Consider the following 22,744-nt stretch of genomic DNA (forward strand, 5'->3'; position numbering starts at 1 on the left):
GCTACCTCCCGATCGAGTAATAGGTGAAGCCGAGCCCGCGGAGGTGCTCAGGCTTGTAGATGTTCCGCCCATCGAAGACGACGGGCGATCGCATGAGCTTCTTCATGCGGTCAAAGTCCGGCTCGCGGAACTCGTTCCACTCCGTCACGAGCGCCAGCGCGTCCGCGCCCTTGAGGGCATCGTAGCTGCGGCTGGCGTAGGTGATACGCGTGCCGAAGTGTCGGCGGGCCACCTCGCGCGCCTCCGGGTCATACGCCTGGACGCGTGCGCCGCGCGTGAGTAAGTGCTCGATGATCGTGATGGCCGGCGCTTCCCGCATATCGTCGGTGCGCGGCTTGAAGGCCAGTCCCCAGACGCCGATGACCTTGCGTTTCAGCCCGCCGAAGTGCTGCTCCATCTTGTCCACCAGGCGCTCCTTCTGGCGCTCGTTCACCTGCTCGCAGGCCTCGAGGATCTTGAACTTGTATCCGTGGTCCGCGGCAAACCGCCCCAGCGCTTTGACGTCTTTTGGGAAGCAGCTCCCTCCGTACCCGACGCCCGGAAACAGGAACGACGCACCAATGCGACGGTCCGATGCCACCGCGCGCCGTACCTGGTCCACGTTGGCGCCGACCAGCTCACAGACGTTCGCTACCTCGTTCATGAAGGAGATGCGCGTCGCCAGCATTGCATTCGCCGCGTACTTGCACAGCTCGGCGCTGGAACAGTCCATCACCATGACCGGTGCACCCGTCCGGGTAAACGGGGCGTAGAGCTCCACCATGAGTTCGGCGGCACGATCGTCGTCGGCGCCTATCACCACGCGGTCCGGCTTGAGGAAGTCGTCGACCGCCGCGCCCTGCTTGAGGAACTCCGGGTTGCTCACGACGCTGAAGGGATGTTTGGTCTCGGCGCTCATGACCTTCCGCACGCGGGCGGTGGTCCCAACCGGCACGGTGCTCTTGTCGACAATCACCTTGTAGCCGTCCATCACCTTGGCGATCTCGCGCGCCGCAGCGAGCACGTGCTGCAAATCGGCCGACCCGTCCTCCCCCTGAGGCGTCCCGACGGCAATGAACACCAGGCTCGAGCTCCGGACGGCCCGAGGCAAGTTCGTCGTGAAGCTCAGACGCTTCTCCTCTGTGTTTCGGTCGACGAGCTCTTGGAGACCAGGCTCGTAGATGGGCAGCTTGCCACGCCTGAGCTGTCGTATCTTTCCTTCATCTTTGTCGACACAGACGACATCGTTGCCGTTCTCGGCAAAGCAGGCGCCTGCCACCAGTCCCACGTACCCTGTCCCGACGACCGCAATCTTCATGGGCAATCACTCCACAGTTCACCGCACGAACGAATACGCTAGCATACACAACCGCTGTGCGTATCCTTCTCGACTATCGTCCCGCCTTGCGACAGCGCTCTGGGGTCGGGGAGTACGTGCACCAGCTCGCAGGCGCCCTTGCCGACGAGGGCACCCACGACATCACGCTCTTCTCGAGCTCATGGCGGCATGTCGTCGTGCGACCACCCTCGGGCACAGCCGTCGTCGACCGCGCCGTTCCGGTGCGATTGCTGAACTTTCTCTGGCACCGGCTGGAGCGGCCCTCGGTCGAGTGGCTGACGGGTGGCGCGTTCGATGTGGTGCACGCACCGCATCCACTCCTGCTCCCGTCGCAGCGAGCCGCGCGTGTTGTGACGATTCACGACCTCGCCTTTCTCGAACACCCGGAGTGGACGCGTCACGAGATTCGGCGCGATTACCCGGCGCTCGTCCGGGCGCACGCGCAGCGCGCCGACGCGATCGTGACCGTGTCACGTGCCGTTGCACGGCAGGTGGTGGAGCGCCTTGGCGTCGCCGAAGAGCGTGTCGGGGTGTGCCCCCACGGCGCGCCGCCCTGGCAAGCCCGGGACCATGTGCCGACCCATGGCTACCTCCTGTTTGTTGGCACTCTGGAGCCACGCAAGAATGTTGGCACGCTGCTGGAGGCATACGCGCGGCTGGTCGAGCGCCATCCGACAGTGCCAGAGCTCGTCCTGGCCGGCGCTCCCACACCGGCGGCGCAGCCATGGCTGGAGGCGCTGGCGCGGCCGCCGCTGGTGGGCCGAACGAGACATGTGGGTTACGTGGAGGACAGCGGCCGCACGTCGTTGTACCGGGATGCCCTGATGCTTGTCCTGCCATCCTGGGACGAAGGGTTTGGCCTCCCCGTCGTTGAAGCAATGGCGGCCGGCGTCCCGGTGATCGTCTCGAACCGTGGTGCGCTTCCGGAGGTCGTGGGTAATGCAGGCGTCGTCGTCGACGCTGCCGATAGCGCTGCCCTGAGCGCGGCGATGGCGGAGCTGCTCGAGCATCCAGCGCAGCTCGAAACGCTCAGACAGCGCGGAATCTTACGCGCGCAGCAGTTCACTTGGGCAGCATCGGCACGCGCGCATTGCGCGGTCTACGAGGCAGCGGCGGAGCGTGCACGTCGCCGACTCGGAGAGGCTCGAGGGTCGAGGGTGTGATGCGCATTGCGGTGGACGCGCGGGAGTTGAGCGAGCGTCCGACGGGTGTGGGGCGCTACCTGGCAGAGTTGCTTGCGGGTTGGACCCGCAGCCCCACGGCCCGCGCGCACGAGCTGCTGCTCTACACGACGGCAGCGCCCTCGTCTCGAGAGGCCATCATTGGCACCGGCGGCGCGACCGTGGCATGGCGGGCGCTTCCAGGCACCTCGAATCTGCTCTGGGAGCAGCATCACTTGGCCCGCGCGGTGCGACATGAGCGCCCAGATGTGCTCTTCTGCCCGGCCTACTCCGCGCCACTCGCCATACGAGTGCCCGTGGTGTTGACGCTACACGACATCTCGTTCGTCGCACATCCAGAATGGTTCGGATGGCGCGAGGGCCTGCGCAGGCGGCTGCTGGCCAGGCTCAGTGCACGCCGCGCACGGCGACTCGTCACCATGAGTCGGTTTTCGGCAGGAGAAATCACGCAGCGGCTGCGCGTGCCAGCGGATCGCATTGCCACGATCCCCTTGGCAGTGGATCACCGTCTCGGCGCGAAAGCGCACGCCGAGGAAGGCACGGGACGCCGTGAGCCGCTCGTGCTGTACGTGGGTTCAATCTTCAATCGCCGCAACGTGCCAGCGCTCATCCGTGCGTTCAGTCGTCTGGTCGACACCCAGCCGGACGCGCACCTCGCGATCGTCGGCGAGAATCGCTCACATCCGCGCGAGCCGATCGCGCGCTGCATCGCCGAGAGCAGCCGCGCGGCGCACATCACCTGGAAGCCGTATGTCAGCGAGGACGAGTTGGCGGCGCTTTACTCGCGAGCGTCGATCTTTGCATTTCTCTCCACATACGAGGGATTCGGCTTGACACCGCTCGAAGCGCTTGCGGCGGGAATGCCGATCGTTGTCGCCGATACGCCCGTCGCACGCGAGGTCTATGGTGATGCGGCCGCGTTCGTCGATCCCCACCACGAGGAGGAGGTGGCGGGCGTGATGGCACGGCTGCTGTCCGGTGGCGACCAACGAACGGCGATCTTGGAGGCGGCCCCGCACGTACTGCGCCGATACAGGTGGGAGGCCACCGCGGCCGCCACCTTGAGGGTGCTCGAAGAGGCTGCCAGGTGACCTCTGTCGCCATTGTGATCGTGAGCTTCAATACGCGTGCCGATCTCGCGCGCTGCCTCGCTTCACTTGGGGCACATCCTCCAGTCACGCCCCACCAGATCGTCGTTGTCGACAACGCGTCAGCCGATGGCAGCGCGGACTTCGTTGCTGCGGCGTGGCCTGAGGCGTGCCTGATTCGCAACGACACGAACGTCGGCTTCGCGCGCGCCACCAACCAGGGAATCCGCAGAACGACAGGTGATCTGGTGCTGCTCCTCAATAGCGACACGATCGTGTCGTCTGCAGCCATCGACGCGCTGTGCCAGGCGCTGCTGTCGGATCCGCAGGCTGTTGCCGCCGGTCCACGCCTGGTCGACACGACCGGTTGGGCGGAGCTGTCATTCGGCCGCATGGTCAGCCCCTGGAACGAGCTTCGCCAGAAGACGCTCGGATGGCTGTCAGTGGCGGGGCCCGCCTGGGCTCGCCATCGACTTCAAGAGCGGACCAAGGTGCGGCGGTACGCCGACTGGGTGAGCGGCGCCTGCTTGCTCGTTCGACGCCGGGCCGCGGAGGCTGCCGGGCTACTGGACGACCGATTCTTCATGTACGGCGAGGACGTCGATTTCTGCGCGGCGCTGCGTGCGGGCGGCGGCCGCATCCTCTTCGTGCCAAGCGTCGAAGTCGTGCACCTGCGCGGGCGGTCCGGCCGGGCGACGCCGGCGGCCACGATGACCGCGTATCGCCGCAGCCAGATTGCCTTCTATCAGAAGCATCACCCCGCGTGGGTTCCTGCGCTGAAGGGCTACTTGTGGCTTCGGGGGCAGCTTCGCGACGTGTGAGGAGAGCAGTCGTCAGTGGCCAGTGGTCAGTGGGCCTCGGGCAGGTGCGAGCTTACGTGGTTGTGGTCGGACGGCACCCCCCGTTCCATCGAGCCGCCGGCTGATCACTGGCCACTGAACACTGATCACTGATAATGGTTCCGTGCGCATCGCGATCGACATCCGAAAGCTCCACGACTTCGGGATCGGCACGTACGTACGAAACATGCTGCGTCAACTGGCGCGGATCGACGCCGAAACCGAGTACGTGCTCCTCTGCAGGCCAGAGGACCGGGTAGCCGCCGCACAACTGGGCCCAAACTTTCGTGCCGTGGTCGAAGCCAGCAGGCCTTACTCGGTCCGTGAGCAGCTCGCCGTGCCTGCCAAGCTGCGGCGCGAGCGTGTCGACGTATTCCACACACCACATTACGTCTTGCCGCCGCTGGTCCGGTGCAAGTCAGTGGTCACCATCCATGACTGCATCCACCTGATGTTCCCGCAGTACCTGCCCAATCGGCTGGCCTATAGCTACGCCCGCGCCTCCATGTGGGCCGCCGCGCGAGCAGCCTGTCGGATACTCACCGTGTCCGAAGCGTCGAAGCACGACATCCTGCGCTATTGCCGCGTGCCAGCCGAGAAAGTGACGGTTATCCCCAATGCCATCGACGATCGGTTCGGCACGCCGCCAACCGACGAGGAGATCCGCGTCGTGCGCGAGCGCTACCAGCTCCACGACCCCTTCGTGCTGTATGCCGGCAACGTCAAGCCGCACAAGAACATCGGCCGACTCATCGAAGCGTTTGGTCTCGTGCATCGGGGCGGGCTCGACCACATCAAGCTCCTCGTCATCGGCGATGAGATCTCCAAATACACGACGCTGCGGCGGGCCGTCCACCGAAACAAGCTGCACACGCACGTCCGTTTCCTCGGATTCGTGCCCGATAGCACGCTTGCCGTGCTGTATCGGCTGGCGGGCGTCTTCGTGTTTCCATCGCTGTACGAAGGCTTTGGTCTGCCTCCGCTCGAGGCCATGGCGAGCGGCACGCCTGTCGTTACCTCGAATGTCTCGTCGTTGCCCGAAGTCGTTGGCGATGCGGCCCTGCTCATCGATCCCCACGATACGCAAGCGATTGCGGATGCAATTAGACGCGTGCTGACCGACTGTGAGCTGCGGCATGAGCTGCGCGCGCGCGGCTTGGCACGGGCACGGATCTACTCGTGGGAACGATCGGTCCGCCGCGTGCGCGAGATTTACGACGAAGTGGCCGGGGAGTAGTGAGGGTGACAAGGTGACGGGGTGACAAGGTGACGGGGTGACAAGGTCAACAACGTGACGAGGTGACGGGTGATAGGGGCGACAAGGTCAATAACGTGACAAGTGAGCAGGTGACTCCTGTCGATGAAGTGACCTGGCAACGCGAGACCCGCGGTCTGCGTGTGGCCATCGTTCACGACTGGCTGACCGGCACGCGAGGCGGTGAGCGCCTCCTCGAAGCCGTGGTCCGGCTCTTTCCACAGGCGACCCTCTTCACCTTGGTCCACCGCCGCGGGAGCATGGCCGCTGCTATCGAACAGTTACCGCCACGCACCTCCCCGCTACAGTGGCTGCCTCGTGCCTCCCGCTGGTACCGTCAGTATCTGCCGCTGTTTCCCTGGACCGTCGAGCAGTGGGACTTCGACGGCTTCGACCTGGTGATCAGCTCGAGCCACTGCGCGGTGAAATCGGTGGTTGCTCCTGGCCGGGCGCGACACCTCTGCTATTGCCACACGCCCGTCCGGTACGCCTGGGATCAGTTCGCCGCATACTTCGGTCGCGGCCGGACTGGGCCGGCGAGCCTACTGTTTCGGCTCGCCCTGGCGGCGTTTGCGCGCTGGGATCGCGCCACGAGTGGACGGCCGGACCGCTATGTGGCGAATTCCCAGTATGTTGCGGGACGAATCTACCGATACTATAATCGGCGAGCGGTTGTTGTGCATCCGCCGGTCGACACCGGCTTCTTTCTGCCCGACGGGCGCACTCCCGAGGCCTTTTACCTGGTGGTCTCGGCCCTCGTGCCGTACAAGCGCCTCGACGTGGCAATCGAGGCCTGCCGGCGCCTGGGGAGATCGCTCAAGATCGTTGGCGAGGGTCCAGAGCTACCTCGGCTGCAGGCTCTGGCCGGTGGCCAGGTGGAGTTCGTCGGCAGGTTGAGTGACCAGGGCGTGCGCGATCTCTACCGGCGTGCGCGCGCGGTCCTGTTACCGGGGGAAGAGGATTTCGGTCTCGTGCCGCTCGAGGCACAGGCCTGTGGGCGGCCGGTTGTTGCGTTGGGGCGTGGTGGGGCGCGCGAGAGCGTGGTGTCCGGCGTCACCGGCATCCTGACGGAAGATGCGTCGGTGGACGGCTTTGCAGCAGGCCTGGCGCGCTTCGAGCAACAACAGTTCGCCGCCGACCGAATCCGGCGGCATGCCGAACGGTTTTCGCTCGGTCGATTCTTCCAGGAGCTCCGCGCGGTGCTCCTGGATCTGATTCACAGCCCGATTGACAAGGTGCGATGGTAAAGCGCTGGAACCGTCTGCTGATCGCGATTCACGTGGGAACCGACGCCCTCCTGGGGATGACGGCCTTCGTGCTCGCGTATCTCATTCGGTTCGAGAGCGGCCTCATCCCGCTCGCCAAGGGCCACCCGCCGTTTTCCCAGTATCTCCGCATCCTGCCGATTATTGGGCTGCTGGTGCCGCTGTCGTTCCAACTGCACGGCATCTACCGTTTGCGGCGCGGGCGGTCCCGTGTCGACGATTTCTTCGCCGTCTTCGTCGGCACCATCCTGGCCGTCGTCCTCGGCGTGGTCTCTACGCTGTACATCCAAGCCTATTACGTCTCCGACGCCTTGAAGGATCGTGGCGCCTTCGAGGTGTCGCAGCTCGTGTGGGGCTTCTTTCTCGTCTTGACGGTTGGCCTGACGTATCTCTCACGCGAGGCGGTACGCGAGGTCATGGAGGGCCGCTGGCGGAGAGGCATTGGACTCAAGCGGGTGTTGATTGCGGGCGCTGGCGACCTGGGCCGCCTCGTCGCGGACAAGGCTCTCGAGCACCGCGAGCTCGGCCTCAAGGTGGTCGGCTTCGTGGACGATCGAGCCGCCGATGACCACATGGGCTACCGCGGCCTTCCGCTTCTCGGCACGCTCGATGATACGGCCGACATCATTCAGCGCGAGCGGATCGACCAGCTGTACGTGGCGCTGCCGCTCGACGAGCACGTCAGGATGCTGGAGCTCGTCGACCATGCCAACCGCGAGATCGTCGATATCAAGGTCGTGCCCGACCTGCTGCAGATGATCTCGCTCAAAGCGCGCCTCGAGGAGCTCGATGGCATCCCGATCATCGATATCCACGACGCACCTCTGCGGGGCTTCAACGCCGTGCTCAAGCGCGCGATCGATATGATGCTATCGGCCGCAGCCCTGGTTCTGCTCTCCGTCCCCATCGCCCTCGTCGGACTGCTGATCAAGCTCACCTCGTCTGGGCCCGCCCTGTTCCGGCAGGAGCGTATGGGGCTCGACGGTCGGTCGTTCCACGTGTGGAAGTTTCGGTCGATGTACCACGATGCAGAGCAGCTCACCGGGCCGGTGATGGCGAGTGCAGACGACCCGCGTTGCACGCCCGTGGGCCGCTTGCTTCGTCGCACGAACCTCGACGAGCTCCCGCAGTTCTGGAACGTCTTGAAGGGGGACATGTCGCTCGTGGGGCCACGGCCGGAACGTCCGCATTTCGTCGAGCAGTTCAGGCACCAGATTCCCCAGTACATGCTGCGCCACAAGGTGCGCGCCGGACTCACGGGCTGGGCACAGGTCAACGGCTGGCGAGGGAACACGTCCATCGAGAAACGAATCGAGTACGATCTCTACTACATTCAAAACTGGTCGGTCATGCTCGATCTCAAGATCATGTGGCTGACCCTGTTTCGTGGCTTCTTTCACAGGCACGCTCATTGACAGGTTCTTGGTCCTTGGTGCTTGGTGCGCTCATGATGCCCGAGAAGGTGCGATCGATGGCGCCCCGGTGCCTTGAAGACAAGCCACCATTGTCCGTCGCCGAACTAAGAACCAAGAACCAAGAACCAAGGACCTAAATGCCGCGGGTCGTCATCACCGGCGTCGCCGGATTCATCGGCTCCCACCTTGCCGAAACCCTCTTGGAACGTGGGTACGCGGTGATCGGAATCGATAACCTGCTCACGGGAGACGTGGCCAACATCGCGCACTTGGTCAACCGCGACTTCCAGTTCATCAAGCACGATGTGACGAATTACATCTACATCGGCGGGACGGTCGACTACGTTCTCCACTGGGCGAGCCCGGCGAGCCCGATCGACTACCTGCAGCTGCCAATCCAGACCTTGAAGGTCGGGGCCCTCGGGACGCACAAGGCGCTTGGCCTCGCGAAGGAGAAGGGGGCCAAGTTCGTGCTGGCCTCGACCTCCGAAGTCTACGGTGATCCGCGCGAGCACCCGCAGAAGGAGTCCTACTGGGGCAACGTCAATCCGATCGGCCCGCGCGGCGTGTACGACGAAGCGAAACGATTCGCCGAAGCGATGACGGTCGCCTATCATCGCTACCACGGGCTGGATACGAAGATCGTCCGGATCTTCAACACGTACGGGCCGCGCATGCGGGTGAGCGACGGCCGCGCGGTGCCTGAGTTCATCGGTCAAGCCCTCCGGGGCGAGTCGCTGAGCGTGTTCGGCGATGGCACCCAAACACGAAGCTTCTGCTACATCACGGACCTGGTCGACGGGATCGTTCGCTTGATGGAATCGAACGTCAATGACCCCGTCAACATCGGCAACCCACACGAGCTCACGCTCGACGAGCTCGCTCGCACCATCATTCGTCTCACCGGCTCATCCAGCGAGGTCGTTCACAAGCCGCTGCCGGAAGACGACCCCAAGGTGCGCCGGCCCGACATCGGCCGGGCGCGCACGCTTCTCGGCTGGGAGCCAGGCGTCTCGCTGGAGAAAGGCCTGACGGACACGATTGCCTGGTTTCGCAAGAAGTTGGGTATCGACCAGACCATCGAGCGCAGCCGTTGAGCACGCGGCTCGTTACTTACGCGGTTCCGCACGTCGCGCGCGGCCTTCAGGCCGCGTCGGAGGGGGCTAAAGTCCCCTCGCTACTCCGTACTGTGGCGAGCCAGCCGCCCGTGAAGGGGCCTACGACGTAGACACCCACCGAAGCCACCCAGAACCAGCCGGGATGCGCTGAGAGCACCAACATGTTGGTCAGCGCAATGGCGAAGAGCGACAGGCCGACGATTGTCGCGTGGAACATCGGCGCCCGCCCGGCGAAGCGTGCTGCGACCCACGCGCCGCCAATGGCCCCGACGGCCCCGGCCAGCAGCACGACGAAGAGTGCAGGCGGCGGCAGCGAGGCTACGTGGGCGCGCTGAGCCTCGACGTCACCAGGTTGGAGATCCGGCGGCCAAGGGTACATGAGGTTCCCAGCGGCCTCGATGGTAAGGGTGAGGAGCAGGCCGACCACGAATCCCGCAAAGACTGCTCCTAGTGACCGGAAGAATCCATGCATCATCACATCTCCTATCGTAACGAATGACGCACAATCTTAGTCCTTAGGAGATTTCAGGCCGCGCGCAGCGGGGGCCGAGCCAACAAAGAGCCCCAGTAAAGCTGAGGTCTCCTCCTCAGTGCTCTCTGATGATGCGCGCGGCGCGCACCAGATAGTGCAGGCCGGAAACAATCGTGATGGCCAGCGCCGCCCAGACGAACACGCTCGGGACGACCGACGGACGCGCGATGTAATTGTAGTAGAGCGTGATCACGCCGGTCCCGACGTAGATGGCCGTGGCGAGCTTGCCGTATATCGACGGCCGGAACGTCCGCTGCTCCACCGCCAGGTTGAAGATGGCAACGGTCGCCACGATGCCAATATCGCGGCTGAGCACGAGCACGGTCAGCCAGACCGGGAGGCGATGCAGGAGATGCGGCAGCGGCAGCGTCAATAGCACGAATGCCGTCAGCAGCAGCAGCTTGTCAGCCACCGGATCGAGCCAGGCCCCGAGCGCGGTCTTCTGGCCGGAGCGTCGCGCGATGACGCCATCGAGCAGGTCCGTGAGCCCGGCGAGGAGGAAGACCAGCAGGCCCGTGCCGAGGTGGCCGTACAGGACGAGCAGCGCAAACGCCGGGATGAGCAGCATCCGCAGCAGCGTGAGCTGATTGGCGGGCGTCAGGACAGACATGGAAGTGGTCAGGGGCCAGTGATCAAAACCACTGATCACTACTCATGATTCACCGTTAGTCCCGCTTCTTCTGCCAACTGCGCGAGTCGCTCCACCGCGGCGACCGCCTCACTCCCTGACACGGTCTCAGCGGGAGCGAACGTGCCGTCCTCGCGGACGCGCATGATACCGGCCGCCACCGCGCGCGAGGCTTCGGCATAGAGCAAGTGGCTCGATTCCATATCGGCAAACGATTGACGCGCCCGGTCCCACGAAGCGGCCAGCGCCGGTCGGCTCGTGCCGATCAGCGCCAAGACGCGGCTCGCCGCCGTGGCGAGCTCGCCACGGGTGAGTCTGGCCTCCGGTTGAAACGTGTGGTTGCCGTAGACGTCCATGATACCGGACTGTGCGACACCAAGAATCCAGGACTCGGCCCAGTGGCGCCGGGTATCGGTCAGCAGCACCGACGACTGGGATGCCCTCTCGATGACCGGCGCGAGCCGAATGCCAAACATCGCCGCAAGATCGCCGCGCCCGATCGCGACGGCGCCCGGAATGGTCTGGTACGCCGCTGGGAGCCGCTCGACCTCCGTGCGTGCTTCGAGCGCCTCGATGCGGGGTGCCACATCCAAGGTCGGATCCAAGCTCGCAGCCTCTCGGTAGGCAGCGAGCGCCGCATCCCTCTTCCCTTGCTGCTCACGCAGTTGACCCAGGACCTGGTACGACACTGCATCGCTGGGATCGAGCGCGATCGCCCGCTCCACGTGGGCTAGGGCCCGGTCGAGCTCACCCAGCTCGCGCTCGACTTGCGCGAGGTCGCGGTACAGGAATCCGCTCTCCGGAGACGCAGTAATCGCTCGCTGGTAGTAGGCGCGGGCGCGTGGCAGCTCGCCACGCTGTCGTGCTTGCTCTGCTGCGGCTACATCGGCCTGTACCGCACGAAAGCGAATGACCTCGATCCGTTGGCGGACGTTGGTGAGCCCCGGATCGGCGGAGAGCGCCGCCTCGTACGCCGCCAACGCGTCGCCATCACGCTGGAGCATCAGCAGCGTTTCGGCACGACCCAGCAGGGCGGGCGCGTAGGCCGGTGCGTGCCCAAGCGCACGGTCGAAATGCTCGAGCGCCGCGTCGGCTTGCTTCTGCGCCAGCTCGCTGAATCCCAACCCGGTCGCAGCCGGATAGAACGTCGACTCGCGCGAGAGCACGCGTTCGAAGTCGCGGGCCGCTTGGTCGGCACGCCCGGTTTGGAGGAGCGACCAGGCCCGCTGGTGATCAGTGGTGAGGGTGCCCGCAGTCCGCGCGAGATCATCGGTGACGGCGGGAAACGGGAACTGCGGATACGCCGGCGTGGCTGGCGGCGTGACGGGAGCAGTGCGCCGCGCACAGGCCGCCGCAACCGACAGCAGCAGGACGATCGCCAGGGCCCGGGAGACGACGCGAACGCCGCGAGAACCGCTCGCGCCAGCGAGATCCGATCCGCCGATCATCCCACGTCCGCTCCACGGAAGCGCGCGACCAGCCGACGCGGCACCTCGGCTTCGATCGAGACGCGACGACCATGAGCCGCATGTTGCAAGACGCGCGCGTAACGATACAACCGCGACAACAGCTCGCGATCCTTCGCTTGGTCCGGGTCGAGATCCATCGTGATGCGACGCGTGTCGAGCGCCAGCGCGGAAGCGACGGCTCGCAGGAGCGGCTCGACGCCTTCACCCCGCAGCGCCGATACGAAGAACGCAGCCGGGTATCGCTGTTCCAGCCGAGACCGTTGCTCCGGCGTCAACGCGTCGCACTTGTTGAACACGACGAGCTGATCGACTTCGGTGGCCCCGACCTCTGCCAGCACGCGCGTCACGGCGTCCATTTGGTGGGAGGCTGACGCGCGTGCGGCATCCACGACGTGGAGCAAGAGATCCGCTTTTGCTACTTCTTCGAGCGTCGCGCGAAACGCCGCCACGAGCGTGTGAGGAAGCCGGTCGATGAATCCAACCGTGTCCGAGAGCAGCACGGCTTGTCGACCGGGGAGCTTCAGCTCACGGGCGAGCGGATCCAACGTCACGAAGAGGGCATCCGATTCGGTGGCCCCCGCCTTCGTCAAGAGATTGAACAGCGTCGTCTTGCCGGCGTTGGTATAGCCGACCAGCGCCACGGTCGGACGTGCCGTCCGGCGTCGGCGCTCGCGCAACCGGGCGCGACGTTGCTCCACGGCAGCCAAGGCGCGGGTGAGCGACGTGATGCGCAAGCGAATTTTGCGGCGGTCCGTTTCGAGCTTGGTCTCACCCGGACCACGCGTGCCGATGCCACCGCCGAGCCGCGAGAACGCTGCAGCCGATCCGACCAGGCGCGGAAGCAGATACCTGAGCTGCGCCAACTCGACCTGGAGCTTCCCCTCACGCGTGCGGGCACGTCTCGCGAAGATGTCGAGAATGAGCTGCGTGCGGTCGATCACACGCCGATCCAACCGATCCTCCAAATTACGTAACTGGGCCGGCGAGAGCTCATGATCGAAGATCACGAGGTGTGCTTCGTGCGTCGCGCACGCGGCTGCGACGTCAGCCACTTTTCCGGGACCAATGAGCGTTGCCGGATCGGGCCGAGGCCGCTCCTGAATCATCGTGGCAACGACCGTGGCCCCGGCGGCTTCGGCCAGGCCGGCGAGCTCCTGTCGGTGCTCGTCGGTATCGGTGCACCGGCCCGATATCGGAAGCAGCACGAGCACGGTGCGCTCCCGCGTCTCTCGACCCGTGAACGCGCTCTCTGACAGTGTCACTCGAGCGATTCTAGCACGTGCCCCCAGGTGAGTGCCCCTTCGCGCAGGAGCTGTGGTGCGGTCCCGCGTATATCGACGATCGTTGATGGAGCGACCGCGGGTGCAGGTCCACCGTCCAGGACGAGCGCGACCGTCGTACCAAACACACGAGTCACCTCATCGGCCGACTCTGCCGGCGATCCGCTCGCCTTATTGGCGCTGGTCGAGGTCACCGGCCGCTCGACGGCGGCCGCGAGAGCACGGGCAACGTCGCTCGCGGGCACGCGCACAGCCACCGAGCCGTCCGGTGCGACAATGCCAGGAGCGAGCGGACGGCTTGCGGTCATGACGAGGGTCAGCGGGCCGGGCCACAAGCGTTGCGCGAGCCGCAGACCGAGCGGCGGCAGCGAGCCGACATGCGCAGCAACCTGCTCGAGGTCAGCAGCGATAATCGGCAGGGCCTTATCGGTCGGGCGTTCCTTGAGCGCCATGACCGCACGAACGGCGCGCGCGTCGTTGGCCGCGGCACCGAGCGCATATAGCGTATCCGTGGGATAGGCGACGATCTGTCCCGTCCGCAGCAGCGCGACGGCCCGCTCGATCGCCGTGGCCCATCGCTGCCGGACGTCACAGACTTCGACGCGCTGCATTATTGATTCCAACGGCCGCCTCGGCGAGGCGGCCCTACCCTCGTCGAATCGTAGGGTGCGTTCGCCGAACGCGCCGTGTTCGCAACCCGAAGGGTTTCACGTCTCGAGGGTCCATGAGCGCACGCAAATCGTCCAAGCCGCGCCTCCCTCGGGCTCCGCTGCCGCGACAGCGTGGCGGTGTGCACGAGGACCGCTCGAAACGGCCGTTTCGGCGCGCGAAGCACAAGAAGGACCCGCGCCGACTTCGCGATGACGAGTAGCCACGAAGGGGTCTAGAGGGATCTAGGGATTAAGGGATCGAGGGGTCAAGGGATCGAGGGGTCAAGGGATCGAGGGGTCAAGGGGTGAATCGCCGATCGGAGGTCACCGTCGCTGCTGCTCCATCCTCCGAAGTCCCCTTCCCTTGATCCCTAGATCCCTTGACCCCTAGCCGCATCCCTCCCCCCTAGAAGAACCTGACTTTGAAGTCCGTCGTGCTCTTCACGTGAATCGTGTCGATGAACCGAATCCGCTTTGGCCTGGTCTGCATGATGAGCGAGTAGGTTCGCACACCATCGCCGAAGAAGCGCACGCCCTTGAGCAACGAGCCATCCGTCACGCCTGTGGCTGCGAAGATGATCGAGTCGGCTGGCGCCAGATCCTCCGAGGTGTACACCCGCTTGGTGTCGGTGATCCCCATCTGCCGGCAGCGCGCTTCCTGTTCCGCGTCGTTGATGATCAGTCGCGCGAACAGCTCGCCGTTCAGGCAGCGCATGGCGGCGGCGGTCAGCACACCCTCCGGTGCACCGCCGATCCCCATCACTGCATGGATGCCGTTCCCGCCCACCGCCGCCGCGATGCTGGCGGAGAGGTCACCGTCGCCAATCAGGCGGATGCGTGCGCCGACCGCCCGAATCTGACGAATCAGCTCTTCGTGGCGCGGCCTGTTCAAGACCACGACCACCAGGTCATCCACGCGACGATTCAGCGATTTGGCGATCCCGCGCAGGTTGTGTGCCACCGGCGCATCGAGAAACACCGCATGCTTCGCCTCGGTCCCGACAACGAGCTTGTCCATGTAGATGTCGGGCGCATGCAGCAAGCCGTTCTCATCCGACGCGGCAAGCACCGCGATGGCATCCGAATCGCCCAAGGCGCAGAGGTTCGTGCCCTCGAGCGGATCCACCGCGATGTCGATCTTCGGGAACTTGTCGGTCGTCTCGCCGACGCCCATCCCCACGCGCTCGCCGATGTAGAGCATCGGCGCCTGGTCGCGCTCTCCCTCACCAATCACGATCGTCCCATCGATAGGCACGGTGTCGAGCGTCGTCCGCATGGCGGTCACGGCGGCTGCGTCTGATTTGTGTCGGTCGCCCTGCCCCATCGTGTGCGCCGACGAAATGGCCGCCTGCTCGACAACGCGGAGGAATTCAAGAGACAGATCCGATTCCATGACGGAGCCTCTCACTGATGCGCCCGACCCAAGGTCGGGCCTACTTCTCGCCTGGCGTCGCTGCCCGGTACGCCGGTAGCTCGCAGCGCGTCGCCCGATCCACACGGTATTCGAGCAGGTAGTCCGCCTGCATCAGCTTGTGGATCTCGCGTGTCCCCTCGTAGATCACGGCGCCCTTGCAGTTGCGATAGAAGCGCCCGACGGGATACTCATCTGAATACCCATTCGCGCCGTGCACTTGTACCGCGTCGCTCGCCGCTCGCTCCGAGGCCACGGTCGCAAACCACTTCGCCAGGCCGGTCTCGCGTGTATTGCGGCGCCCCACGTTCTTCAACCACCCCGCACGCAGCCACAGCAGCCGCGCCGCCTGGTAGTCCGATTCCATGTGCGCAATCATCTCCTTGACGAGCTGGTGCTGCCCGATCTCGACGCCAAACGCAGTTCGCACCTTCGCGTACGCAACGCTCGCATCACGGCAGGCCCGAATCAGCCCGGTGGCGCCCGCTGCCACGGTGTAGCGCCCTTGATCCAGCGCAAACATCGCGATCTTGAATCCCTCACCCTCGCGGCCCAGCCGATTCTCCTCCGATAGCTCGACCTCGTCCATCTTGAAGAAGCCGGTGTTTCCGGCGAGGATGCCCCACTTGTGCTCGAGCGTCCCACTCGAGAAGCCCTGGGAGGCGCGTTCCACGATGAACGCGCTCAATCCGGACGAATCGCGCTGCTTCTTCTTGTCGAGATCGGTCCATGCGAAGACCAGGAAGTGATCAGCGACATCGCCCAGTGAGATCCACATCTTCTCGCCGCTGATGACGTAGCGATCGCCCTGCTTGCGCGCAACGGTCTCGATGCCGCGGACGTCGCTGCCTGCCGCAGGCTCGGTCAAGCCGAACGTCGCAATCTTCTCTCCCTTTGCCTGCGGCACGAGATAGCGCTGCTTTTGCGCCTCGGTGCCCCATGTCAGCAGGGAGAGCGAATTGAGGCCGACGTGCACCGACAGAATGACGCGCAGCGAGGTGTCGATGAGCTCGAGCTCCTCGCTTGCGATGCCAAGGCTGATGTAGTCCATGCCCGCGCCGCCGTACTCGGCTGGAATGCAGACGCCGAGGAGACCGAGATCCGCCATCTGGGGCAGAATGCCTCGATCGAACGTATGTGTGCGGTCCAACTCGGCGATGCGCGGTGCAACCTCCCGCTGTCCCCATTCACGCACCGTTTGCTCGAGTAAACGATGTTCCTCTGTGAGCTCGAAATCAATCATGGCAGGGTCAGCTTAGGGGAAAGGGGGGAAGGGGTAAAGGGGTAAAGGGGTAAAGGGGTCAAGGGATCCAGGGGTCAAGCCGTACTGTCGTCGTCAGCACGCCGGCGAACCACGACCGGCGCGAGGCGGCGACAGCCGGTGAGCGCCGCGGCGCTGGCGGACCGCGCCGCGAGCTCCAGCGTTCCAGCGCTGCCGATCAAGCCGCAGATCTCTCTATCGCCGATGTCGGTATACGTGCCGACCAAGCGGGACACCGGCTGATCGGCCAGGCGCACGACGATCGGGCCCTCAGCCATCAGCCGTTCTAGGGATCGACGCGGGATATTGGTAATCAGGTTTCCAAAGCGATCGACTCGTACGACCGCTCCAACGATGTTGTCTTCACCAACCAGTGGCTCGGGCAAGTCGAGCCTGACGGGATCGGAGACTGGCGGGCCGAACAACTCCAGCGCCTCGCCGCGCGCGAGCCAGGCGGCCGCCGGGGCGAAGCGGTCGCGACCTTCGAACGTACGACTGACGGTTGGACGGAAATAACGCGGTTCCGCAAGCTCGACGATGCGCTTCGGCGGGAGCGCTGCGAAGGCAGCCGACAGGACACCGTTATCGGGCGCCACGAAACGATACCCGCCGGTCTCCGCCGCGAGACCACGGCGCGCGCCGCCAACACCAGGATCCACGACCACGAGGAAGACCGTGCCGGTTGGGAAGAACTGGAACGCCGCCGCAAGCTCCTGAGCGGCGGCCGCAACATCGTGCGGCGGAATCTGATGTGTGATGTCGATGAAGAGCGCTTCGGGACAGACCCCTACGGCCACTGCCTTCATCGTACCGACGTAGTGGTCTTCTAATCCAAAATCGGTGAGGAGCGCGATGATCGGTCTCACCTCGGACCTTACTGCCCTCGTCGAAGCTTGAACCTCGTCGCTCGAACCTTACTGTCTGCCTCGGACCTCGTGACTCGAACCTTTTTCGATCTGGCCTTCAACGGTAGTCCCTCGGTGGCGTGCGCCTGCCGGCTGACGCCGTTCACGCCGTGGCTCTGGTTCGGAGCGGTTCGGCGTACGCCCGCGCTCGCGCGCCCTACGGCAAGATTCAGCGACGCCGCCGCTGGCTTGGGGCGACCGGCTGCCAACCGCTTCCGCCGTCGAACGGGGACTGGCGCCTTCGCGAGCTCTTCATCGGGTGACGGCTTCCGAAACAGGGTCTCACGCATGCGCGCGCGAAGGAGGAACGATTGCGATATACGCAGGCCCTCGAAGAGGCGGTCGATCTCTCGGCTCGGCAGCACGTGGCGACCACGAGGAACCGCACGGAGGTCGCTCGCTTGGCGGACCCGCCCGGCCGTCGACGCGGCAGACTTGTGGTGAAGTGTGTTGTCGTCGACAACGACGAACCTGCTATAACCAGTGGTCGCCTCGCACGTCGTGGCAAAAAACGCCAGCAACGCACCGCCCGGCTTGAGAAGCCGAGACAACTCGTCGGCCAACGCATCGGCCGCGGCCTTGTCGAGGTGGTCGAAGAGATCCCAACAGAGGATTCCGTCGATGCTTTCGGTGGGCCGGTCGAAGCGGGTGGATAGGAAGCTCGGGAGCTGGTCCCACGTGCCGTTCCGGGCGAACCGCTCGATGTCCTCGTGAATATCTTCAACGAAGATCTTGCACCCGAGCTGCTCGCCGAAGAACGCAACATTCGGCCCCACCACAGGACCGAGATCCAGCAGCACGGGCGCCTCGCGATCCGACAGGCAAGCGAGGAAGCGCTTCAGTGCCCTCGTCTGGACCCAGGCTGTTGCGTTGGGCCCCCAGGGGTCGCTCCCGTTCCGCGCGGCGGCTGCCCCGTTGAGCATCCAGCCAAAGAGACGAGTCGCAAACGCAGTGAACCCGGAACCACGACCAGCCACCGTGCCTCGTTTCCTACGCTTTCAGAACTGCGCTGCCTCCCACGGTCGCGGCGGCCGCGGCCTGTGGCGGCCTCGCCTCCGCGGGCCGTGCGGCCGGTCGTGGCCCCCGCTGCATGTCGATGCTGCCCCTGAAGTGCGCCCCCTCTGCGATCGCCACCTTGGGGGATGTAATGTCGCCGTCCACCGAGCCGTTGTCCCGGATATCGACCTTTTCCGAGGCGGTGATATTGCCCACGACCTCGCCCAGAACAATGATGGACTTCGCGAAAACCTGCGCCTTGATCTTCCCATTCCCGCCGATCGTCAGCACATGCTCTCGCAGCTCGATTTTGCCGTCGACCTGGCCCTCGATGGTGAGATCCTCGCTGCCATTCAGCTCGCCCTTGATCACGACAGATTTCCCGATATTCACGACATCCCTTCCAGAGGAGGCCTGCGACCGAGGCGCTGCCGGCGGGTTCATGGTTGGGGGTGGCTGCGACGGCATCGCCTTCGCGGGGGCGCTGCCTGCCGCTGGCCGTGGTGCCTCATCCCGTTTCCACATGGGGTCTTCTCCGAAAAACGCGACTTCACGATTGTTGGCCGATCAACCTATGAGGCTGTCAGTATACGGAAGCCGCATGGACGATGTCTAGTAGTCTTCGTACCGTCCTGGACGTCGGTAGCGCAAACTGCTGAGACGCCAACCGCCAGTGCTAATATGGGTGGTTACTGTTTCGTCGGTGTTCTGCCCGGGGGCGCGGCACGGCACCGCCAAACCAGAGGACCCAGGTCATGGGCGTCGCACGCATCTACTTCGACCACAACGCTACCACGCCGCCGGCCCCGGCGGTCGTGGACGCCATGGCGGGCATCCTGCGCGACACGTTCGGGAACCCCTCGAGCGTTCATTACTTTGGTCAACGCGCGAAGGCGGCGCTCGATGCGGCGCGCTCTGCCGTCGCGGCGCTCATCGGCGGCCGGCCCGACGAGATTGTCTTCACCAGCGGCGGAACCGAGGCGGACAACTTCGCCCTGCGCGGTGCGGCCGACGCCCTCGCCCCGACCGGCCGCCGGCATCTCGCCGCCAGCGCCATCGAGCACGAGGCGGTCCTCAATACGCTCAAAGCGCTCGAACGGCGCGGCTGGACGACGACGCTGCTGCCAGTCACGTCCGAGGGACTGGTGGAGCCTGACGCGCTCGAGGCGGCCGTCACCGAGGAGACGGCGCTCGTGTCGGTGATGCAGGCGAACAACGAGATTGGCACGGTTCAACCGATTGCCGAGCTCGCAGCGAAGGCCGCCGCCCAAGGGGCCCTATTCCATACCGACGCAGTCCAGTCGGTTGGGAAGCTGCCGATCGACGTGCGCGCCCTGGGCGTCGACCTCCTGTCGCTCTCGGGACACAAGTTTCACGGTCCCAAGGGTGTGGGCGCCTTGTGGATTCGGCGCGGCACGCGCTTGTCGGCGACGCTCACCGGCGGCCGCCAGGAAAAGAACCGACGTGCCGGCACGGAGAACCTGCCCGCTATCGTTGGCCTCGGCGTCGCCGCGCAGCTTGCGCTCGAAGGTGCCGATCCGCTGAGCGGCGAGCCGGCACGCATCGGCGCGTTGCGGGATCGCTTGGAGACAGGCGTCCGACGGGGTGTTCCCGCCATCGCCGTGAGCGGTGAGGGTGCGCCTCGGGTACCCAATACGTCGAATATCAGCTTCGAGGGCATCGAAGCAGAGTCGCTGCTCATCGCGCTCGATCTCGAGGGCGTGGCCGTGTCGACTGGCTCTGCCTGCTCCTCGGGCACGCTCGAGCCGTCCCACGTGCTGCAGGCGATGGGATTTGGCGCCACGCGCGCGCGCAACTCCTTGCGCTTCAGCCTGGGTCACGACAACACCGAGGCGGAGGTCGATCGGGTGGTCGAGCTCTTGCCTCGTCTGGTCGAGCGACTCCGCGCCGTCACGGATCAGCGCGCTCAGCACGAAGCAGTTCTTGGCTCTTAACACCAAGAACTAACTCAGAGCTCAACACTCAGAACTCACAACTCTCCCCATGCGCGCCGCAGTTGCCATGTCGGGCGGCGTCGACTCCTCGGTCGCCGCCGCGCTGCTCGCAGACGAGGGCTACGAGACTATCGGTCTGTCGATGCAGCTCTACGATCAGCGCGAGGGCGAGGTGCGCTTCGGCCGCTGCTGCACGCTCGACGATCTGCATGATGCCAGGCGCGTGGCAGGACGGCTCGGTCTCCCCCACTACATCGTCAACTTCGAGTCACAGTTCCACACGCAGGTGGTTGACAATTTCGTACGTGAGTATGTGTCGGGCCGCACGCCGATACCCTGCACGCGCTGCAATAGCGAGGTGAAGTTCGCGACGCTACTGGACCGCGTCCGCGGGCTCGACGCGGAGTGTCTTGCCACGGGACATTACGCTCAGGTCGACTTCGACGAGACGACACGGCGCTATCGCTTGCGCCGAGGGCGTGACACGGCCCGTGACCAGTCGTACTTTCTCTTCTCGCTGACGCAGGCACAGCTCGCGCGGGCTCGTTTCCCCGTCGGGCACCTCACCAAGCCGGAGGTCCGCGCCATCGCGCGCGAGCGGGGCTTGCCGGTGGCAGACAAGCCAGATAGTCAGGAGATTTGCTTCGTGCCGCCCGGTCGCCACGCCGAGTTCGTCGAGCGGCACGCGGTGGGTGGAAGGCCGTCGGCCGGCGTCATTGCAGACGAGCAGGGACGCCCTCTCGGACGGCACGACGGCGTCCATCGCTTCACGGTCGGCCAGCGGAAGGGACTAGGCCTTGCGACTGGCATCCCCCTCTATGTCGTCGCCATCGACTCGGTGACCAACGAGGTCACCGTGGGCCCACGTGAGGCGCTGGGGCGAGCCACGCTCACAGCCGCGACGGTCAACTGGGTCGCCGGGACCAGCCCGTCCGGATCGATCCGTGCGGACGTTCAGATCCGCCATCGGCATCGCCCGGCGCCAGCCAGCGTGACGCCAATCAGCGCCACTCGCGCGCGGATCGACTTCGACGAGCCGCAAGCAGCCATCGCACCTGGGCAGGCGGCGGTCTTCTATGCGGACGATAAGGTGCTGGGAGGAGGATGGATCGAGTGACCGGTCACGTCGCCTCTGAGACCGGCTCGGTGTCGTAGGTATCGCGCGGAATTCCTTCCAAGTACCGTTCGGCGTCCAGAGCTGCCATGCATCCCGACCCGGCGGCCGTGACCGCCTGCCGGTAGACGTGGTCTTGCACGTCGCCGCATGCAAAGACCCCCGGCACGTTGGTCAACGTGCCGTTGCGTGCGAGGAGATATCCGTTCCGATCCATCTCCAGTTGCGCTGTGAAGAGCGCCGTGTTCGGCCGATGTCCGATCGCGAGGAAGAGACCGTCGACCGGAACCGTGCTCGACTCACTGGTCTTGGTGTTGCGCAGCGCGACTTCGGTCACCTCCCCGCGCGCGACATCGTTGATGTCGTCGACGACGGTGTTCCAGAGAAAGGTGATCTTCGGGTTGGCAAGGGCCTTCTCCTGCATGATCTTCGACGCACGCAGCTCGTCGCGCCGGTGGATCACCGTGACTTGCGAGGCCAGGCGGGCGAGATAGGTGGCTTCTTCCATCGCGGAGTCACCACCACCAACGACGGCAACCGCTTTGTCGCGAAAGAAGAAACCGTCACAGGTCGCGCAGGTGGAGACGCCGTGCCCCATCAGCTTCGCCTCGGCCGGCAGGCCGAGCAACATCGGCGACGCGCCGGTGGCGACGATGAGGGCCCGCGTTCGGAGCTCCGTTCCGTCGTCTCCCACGACGAGAAATGGCGGTCGCGACAAATCGACCCGCGACACCTCGCTCGTGCGAATCTCCGTGCCGAAGCGCTCCGCTTGCGCTCGCATCTCGGCCATCAGCTCCGGTCCCATGATGCCGTCGCGCATGCCGGGCCAGTTCTCGACCATGGTGGTGGTCATCAGCTGACCGCCCGGTGTGATCCCCTCGAACAAGACGGGACGTAGATTCGCTCGCGCACAGTAGAGCGCCGCTGTGAGGCCGGCGGGACCCGAACCGATGATGACGACTTCGCGGGGCATGCGTGGTTGGTAGTCCTTGGTCCTTGGTTCGTAGTCCCTGGTTCCTGCTGCAGTATCTGTCTGGTGGTGCGAGCATCGCAGCAAGGACTAA

At 65.1% G+C, this 22,744-nt stretch carries 21 protein-coding genes; 9 read left to right on the forward strand and 12 right to left on the reverse strand.

The features are described 5' to 3' along the window. Position 1: 1 nt before the first annotated feature. Complete coding sequence (locus GEV06_09115) at positions 2-1,297, reverse strand: nucleotide sugar dehydrogenase (GenBank protein ID MPZ18057.1); 1,296 nt, start codon at positions 1,295-1,297, stop codon at positions 2-4. Positions 1,298-1,353: 56 nt separating this feature from the next. On the opposite strand from GEV06_09115, the gene GEV06_09120 reads away from it, so the two are divergent. The 7 genes from GEV06_09120 (at position 1,354) to GEV06_09150 (ending at position 9,458) form a co-directional block, all read left to right on the forward strand. After that, the gene (locus GEV06_09120) at positions 1,354-2,481 is read left to right on the forward strand and encodes a glycosyltransferase (GenBank protein MPZ18058.1); all 1,128 of its coding nucleotides are present in this window, start codon (positions 1,354-1,356) and stop codon (positions 2,479-2,481) included. Then, positions 2,481-3,590 carry a glycosyltransferase gene (locus GEV06_09125; GenBank protein MPZ18059.1) on the forward strand — a complete coding sequence of 370 codons (1,110 nt, stop codon included), beginning with the start codon at positions 2,481-2,483 and terminating at the stop codon, positions 3,588-3,590. Before GEV06_09120 ends, GEV06_09125 begins: the two co-directional genes overlap by 1 nt. Then, positions 3,530-4,408 carry a glycosyltransferase gene (locus tag GEV06_09130; protein ID MPZ18060.1) on the forward strand — a complete coding sequence of 293 codons (879 nt, stop codon included), beginning with the start codon at positions 3,530-3,532 and terminating at the stop codon, positions 4,406-4,408. Before GEV06_09125 ends, GEV06_09130 begins: the two co-directional genes overlap by 61 nt. Before the next feature lie 142 nt (positions 4,409-4,550). Beyond that, positions 4,551-5,663, forward strand: coding sequence for a glycosyltransferase (locus GEV06_09135; GenBank protein ID MPZ18061.1), 1,113 nt, complete (start codon positions 4,551-4,553; stop codon positions 5,661-5,663). A 95-nt stretch (positions 5,664-5,758) separates the two neighbouring features. Continuing rightward, positions 5,759-6,928: a glycosyltransferase gene (locus GEV06_09140; GenBank protein ID MPZ18062.1), complete on the forward strand. Its 1,170-nt coding sequence runs from the start codon at positions 5,759-5,761 to the stop codon at positions 6,926-6,928. Next, on the forward strand, positions 6,922-8,361 hold the full coding sequence (locus tag GEV06_09145) for an undecaprenyl-phosphate glucose phosphotransferase (protein ID MPZ18063.1): 1,440 nt from the start codon (positions 6,922-6,924) through the stop codon (positions 8,359-8,361). Before GEV06_09140 ends, GEV06_09145 begins: the two co-directional genes overlap by 7 nt. Before the next feature lie 137 nt (positions 8,362-8,498). After that, positions 8,499-9,458, forward strand: a complete 960-nt coding sequence (locus GEV06_09150; protein ID MPZ18064.1) for an NAD-dependent epimerase/dehydratase family protein — start codon at positions 8,499-8,501, stop codon at positions 9,456-9,458. Between the two features lie 46 nt (positions 9,459-9,504). Here GEV06_09150 and GEV06_09155 read toward each other — a convergent pair whose 3' ends face one another. The 10 genes from GEV06_09155 to GEV06_09200 all read right to left on the reverse strand — a co-directional run bounded on the left by GEV06_09155 (position 9,505) and on the right by GEV06_09200 (position 19,136). Next, positions 9,505-9,954 carry a hypothetical protein gene (locus GEV06_09155; GenBank protein MPZ18065.1) on the reverse strand — a complete coding sequence of 150 codons (450 nt, stop codon included), beginning with the start codon at positions 9,952-9,954 and terminating at the stop codon, positions 9,505-9,507. Positions 9,955-10,066: 112 nt separating this feature from the next. Further along, positions 10,067-10,621, reverse strand: coding sequence for a CDP-alcohol phosphatidyltransferase family protein (locus GEV06_09160; GenBank protein ID MPZ18066.1), 555 nt, complete (start codon positions 10,619-10,621; stop codon positions 10,067-10,069). Positions 10,622-10,659: 38 nt separating this feature from the next. After that, positions 10,660-12,087, reverse strand: a complete 1,428-nt coding sequence (locus GEV06_09165) for a tetratricopeptide repeat protein (GenBank protein MPZ18067.1) — start codon at positions 12,085-12,087, stop codon at positions 10,660-10,662. Continuing rightward, positions 12,084-13,364, reverse strand: coding sequence for a GTPase HflX (gene hflX / locus GEV06_09170; protein MPZ18068.1), 1,281 nt, complete (start codon positions 13,362-13,364; stop codon positions 12,084-12,086). Before hflX ends, GEV06_09165 begins: the two co-directional genes overlap by 4 nt. A 2-nt stretch (positions 13,365-13,366) precedes the next feature. Further along, complete coding sequence (locus GEV06_09175; protein ID MPZ18069.1) at positions 13,367-13,999, reverse strand: threonylcarbamoyl-AMP synthase; 633 nt, start codon at positions 13,997-13,999, stop codon at positions 13,367-13,369. A gap of 445 nt (positions 14,000-14,444) precedes the next feature. Further along, on the reverse strand, positions 14,445-15,431 hold the full coding sequence (gene glpX, locus GEV06_09180) for a class II fructose-bisphosphatase (protein ID MPZ18070.1): 987 nt from the start codon (positions 15,429-15,431) through the stop codon (positions 14,445-14,447). 40 nt (positions 15,432-15,471) lie between these two features. Beyond that, entirely contained in the window at positions 15,472-16,692 is a 1,221-nt protein-coding gene (locus tag GEV06_09185; protein ID MPZ18071.1) for a butyryl-CoA dehydrogenase, read from the reverse strand. Between the two features lie 74 nt (positions 16,693-16,766). Beyond that, complete coding sequence (locus GEV06_09190; protein MPZ18072.1) at positions 16,767-17,576, reverse strand: hypothetical protein; 810 nt, start codon at positions 17,574-17,576, stop codon at positions 16,767-16,769. 8 nt (positions 17,577-17,584) lie between these two features. After that, positions 17,585-18,592, reverse strand: a complete 1,008-nt coding sequence (locus GEV06_09195; GenBank protein ID MPZ18073.1) for a methyltransferase domain-containing protein — start codon at positions 18,590-18,592, stop codon at positions 17,585-17,587. A gap of 13 nt (positions 18,593-18,605) precedes the next feature. After that, positions 18,606-19,136, reverse strand: coding sequence for a polymer-forming cytoskeletal protein (locus GEV06_09200; GenBank protein ID MPZ18074.1), 531 nt, complete (start codon positions 19,134-19,136; stop codon positions 18,606-18,608). A gap of 230 nt (positions 19,137-19,366) precedes the next feature. On the opposite strand from GEV06_09200, the gene GEV06_09205 reads away from it, so the two are divergent. Then, positions 19,367-20,566 (forward strand): aminotransferase class V-fold PLP-dependent enzyme, encoded by a 1,200-nt coding sequence (locus GEV06_09205; protein MPZ18075.1) that lies wholly within the window; start codon positions 19,367-19,369, stop codon positions 20,564-20,566. A gap of 49 nt (positions 20,567-20,615) precedes the next feature. Next, on the forward strand, positions 20,616-21,683 hold the full coding sequence (mnmA, locus tag GEV06_09210; GenBank protein MPZ18076.1) for a tRNA 2-thiouridine(34) synthase MnmA: 1,068 nt from the start codon (positions 20,616-20,618) through the stop codon (positions 21,681-21,683). A gap of 4 nt (positions 21,684-21,687) precedes the next feature. On the opposite strand, the gene trxB is transcribed toward mnmA, so the two are convergent. Beyond that, positions 21,688-22,653: a thioredoxin-disulfide reductase gene (trxB, locus tag GEV06_09215; GenBank protein ID MPZ18077.1), complete on the reverse strand. Its 966-nt coding sequence runs from the start codon at positions 22,651-22,653 to the stop codon at positions 21,688-21,690. Between the last annotated feature and the right edge of the window lie 91 nt (positions 22,654-22,744).

Source organism: Luteitalea sp., from assembly GCA_009377605.1.
Classification (GTDB): Bacteria; Acidobacteriota; Vicinamibacteria; order Vicinamibacterales; family Vicinamibacteraceae; genus WHTT01.

Excerpts from the sequence above, each read along its gene's own strand:
- GEV06_09115 (MPZ18057.1), bottom strand. The coding sequence starts at position 1,297 with ATGAAGATTGCGGTCGTCGGGACAGGGTACGTGGGACTGGTGGCAGGC.
- glpX (MPZ18070.1), bottom strand. The coding sequence starts at position 15,431 with ATGGAATCGGATCTGTCTCTTGAATTCCTCCGCGTTGTCGAGCAGGCG.
- GEV06_09200 (MPZ18074.1), bottom strand. The coding sequence starts at position 19,136 with ATGTGGAAACGGGATGAGGCACCACGGCCAGCGGCAGGCAGCGCCCCC.
- GEV06_09145 (MPZ18063.1), top strand. The coding sequence starts at position 6,922 with ATGGTAAAGCGCTGGAACCGTCTGCTGATCGCGATTCACGTGGGAACC.
- GEV06_09175 (MPZ18069.1), bottom strand. The coding sequence starts at position 13,999 with ATGCAGCGCGTCGAAGTCTGTGACGTCCGGCAGCGATGGGCCACGGCG.
- GEV06_09185 (MPZ18071.1), bottom strand. The coding sequence starts at position 16,692 with ATGATTGATTTCGAGCTCACAGAGGAACATCGTTTACTCGAGCAAACG.
- GEV06_09155 (MPZ18065.1), bottom strand. The coding sequence starts at position 9,954 with ATGATGCATGGATTCTTCCGGTCACTAGGAGCAGTCTTTGCGGGATTC.
- GEV06_09150 (MPZ18064.1), top strand. The coding sequence starts at position 8,499 with ATGCCGCGGGTCGTCATCACCGGCGTCGCCGGATTCATCGGCTCCCAC.
- GEV06_09125 (MPZ18059.1), top strand. The coding sequence starts at position 2,481 with ATGCGCATTGCGGTGGACGCGCGGGAGTTGAGCGAGCGTCCGACGGGT.
- GEV06_09165 (MPZ18067.1), bottom strand. The coding sequence starts at position 12,087 with ATGATCGGCGGATCGGATCTCGCTGGCGCGAGCGGTTCTCGCGGCGTT.
- GEV06_09205 (MPZ18075.1), top strand. The coding sequence starts at position 19,367 with ATGGGCGTCGCACGCATCTACTTCGACCACAACGCTACCACGCCGCCG.
- mnmA (MPZ18076.1), top strand. The coding sequence starts at position 20,616 with ATGCGCGCCGCAGTTGCCATGTCGGGCGGCGTCGACTCCTCGGTCGCC.
- GEV06_09160 (MPZ18066.1), bottom strand. The coding sequence starts at position 10,621 with ATGTCTGTCCTGACGCCCGCCAATCAGCTCACGCTGCTGCGGATGCTG.
- trxB (MPZ18077.1), bottom strand. The coding sequence starts at position 22,653 with ATGCCCCGCGAAGTCGTCATCATCGGTTCGGGTCCCGCCGGCCTCACA.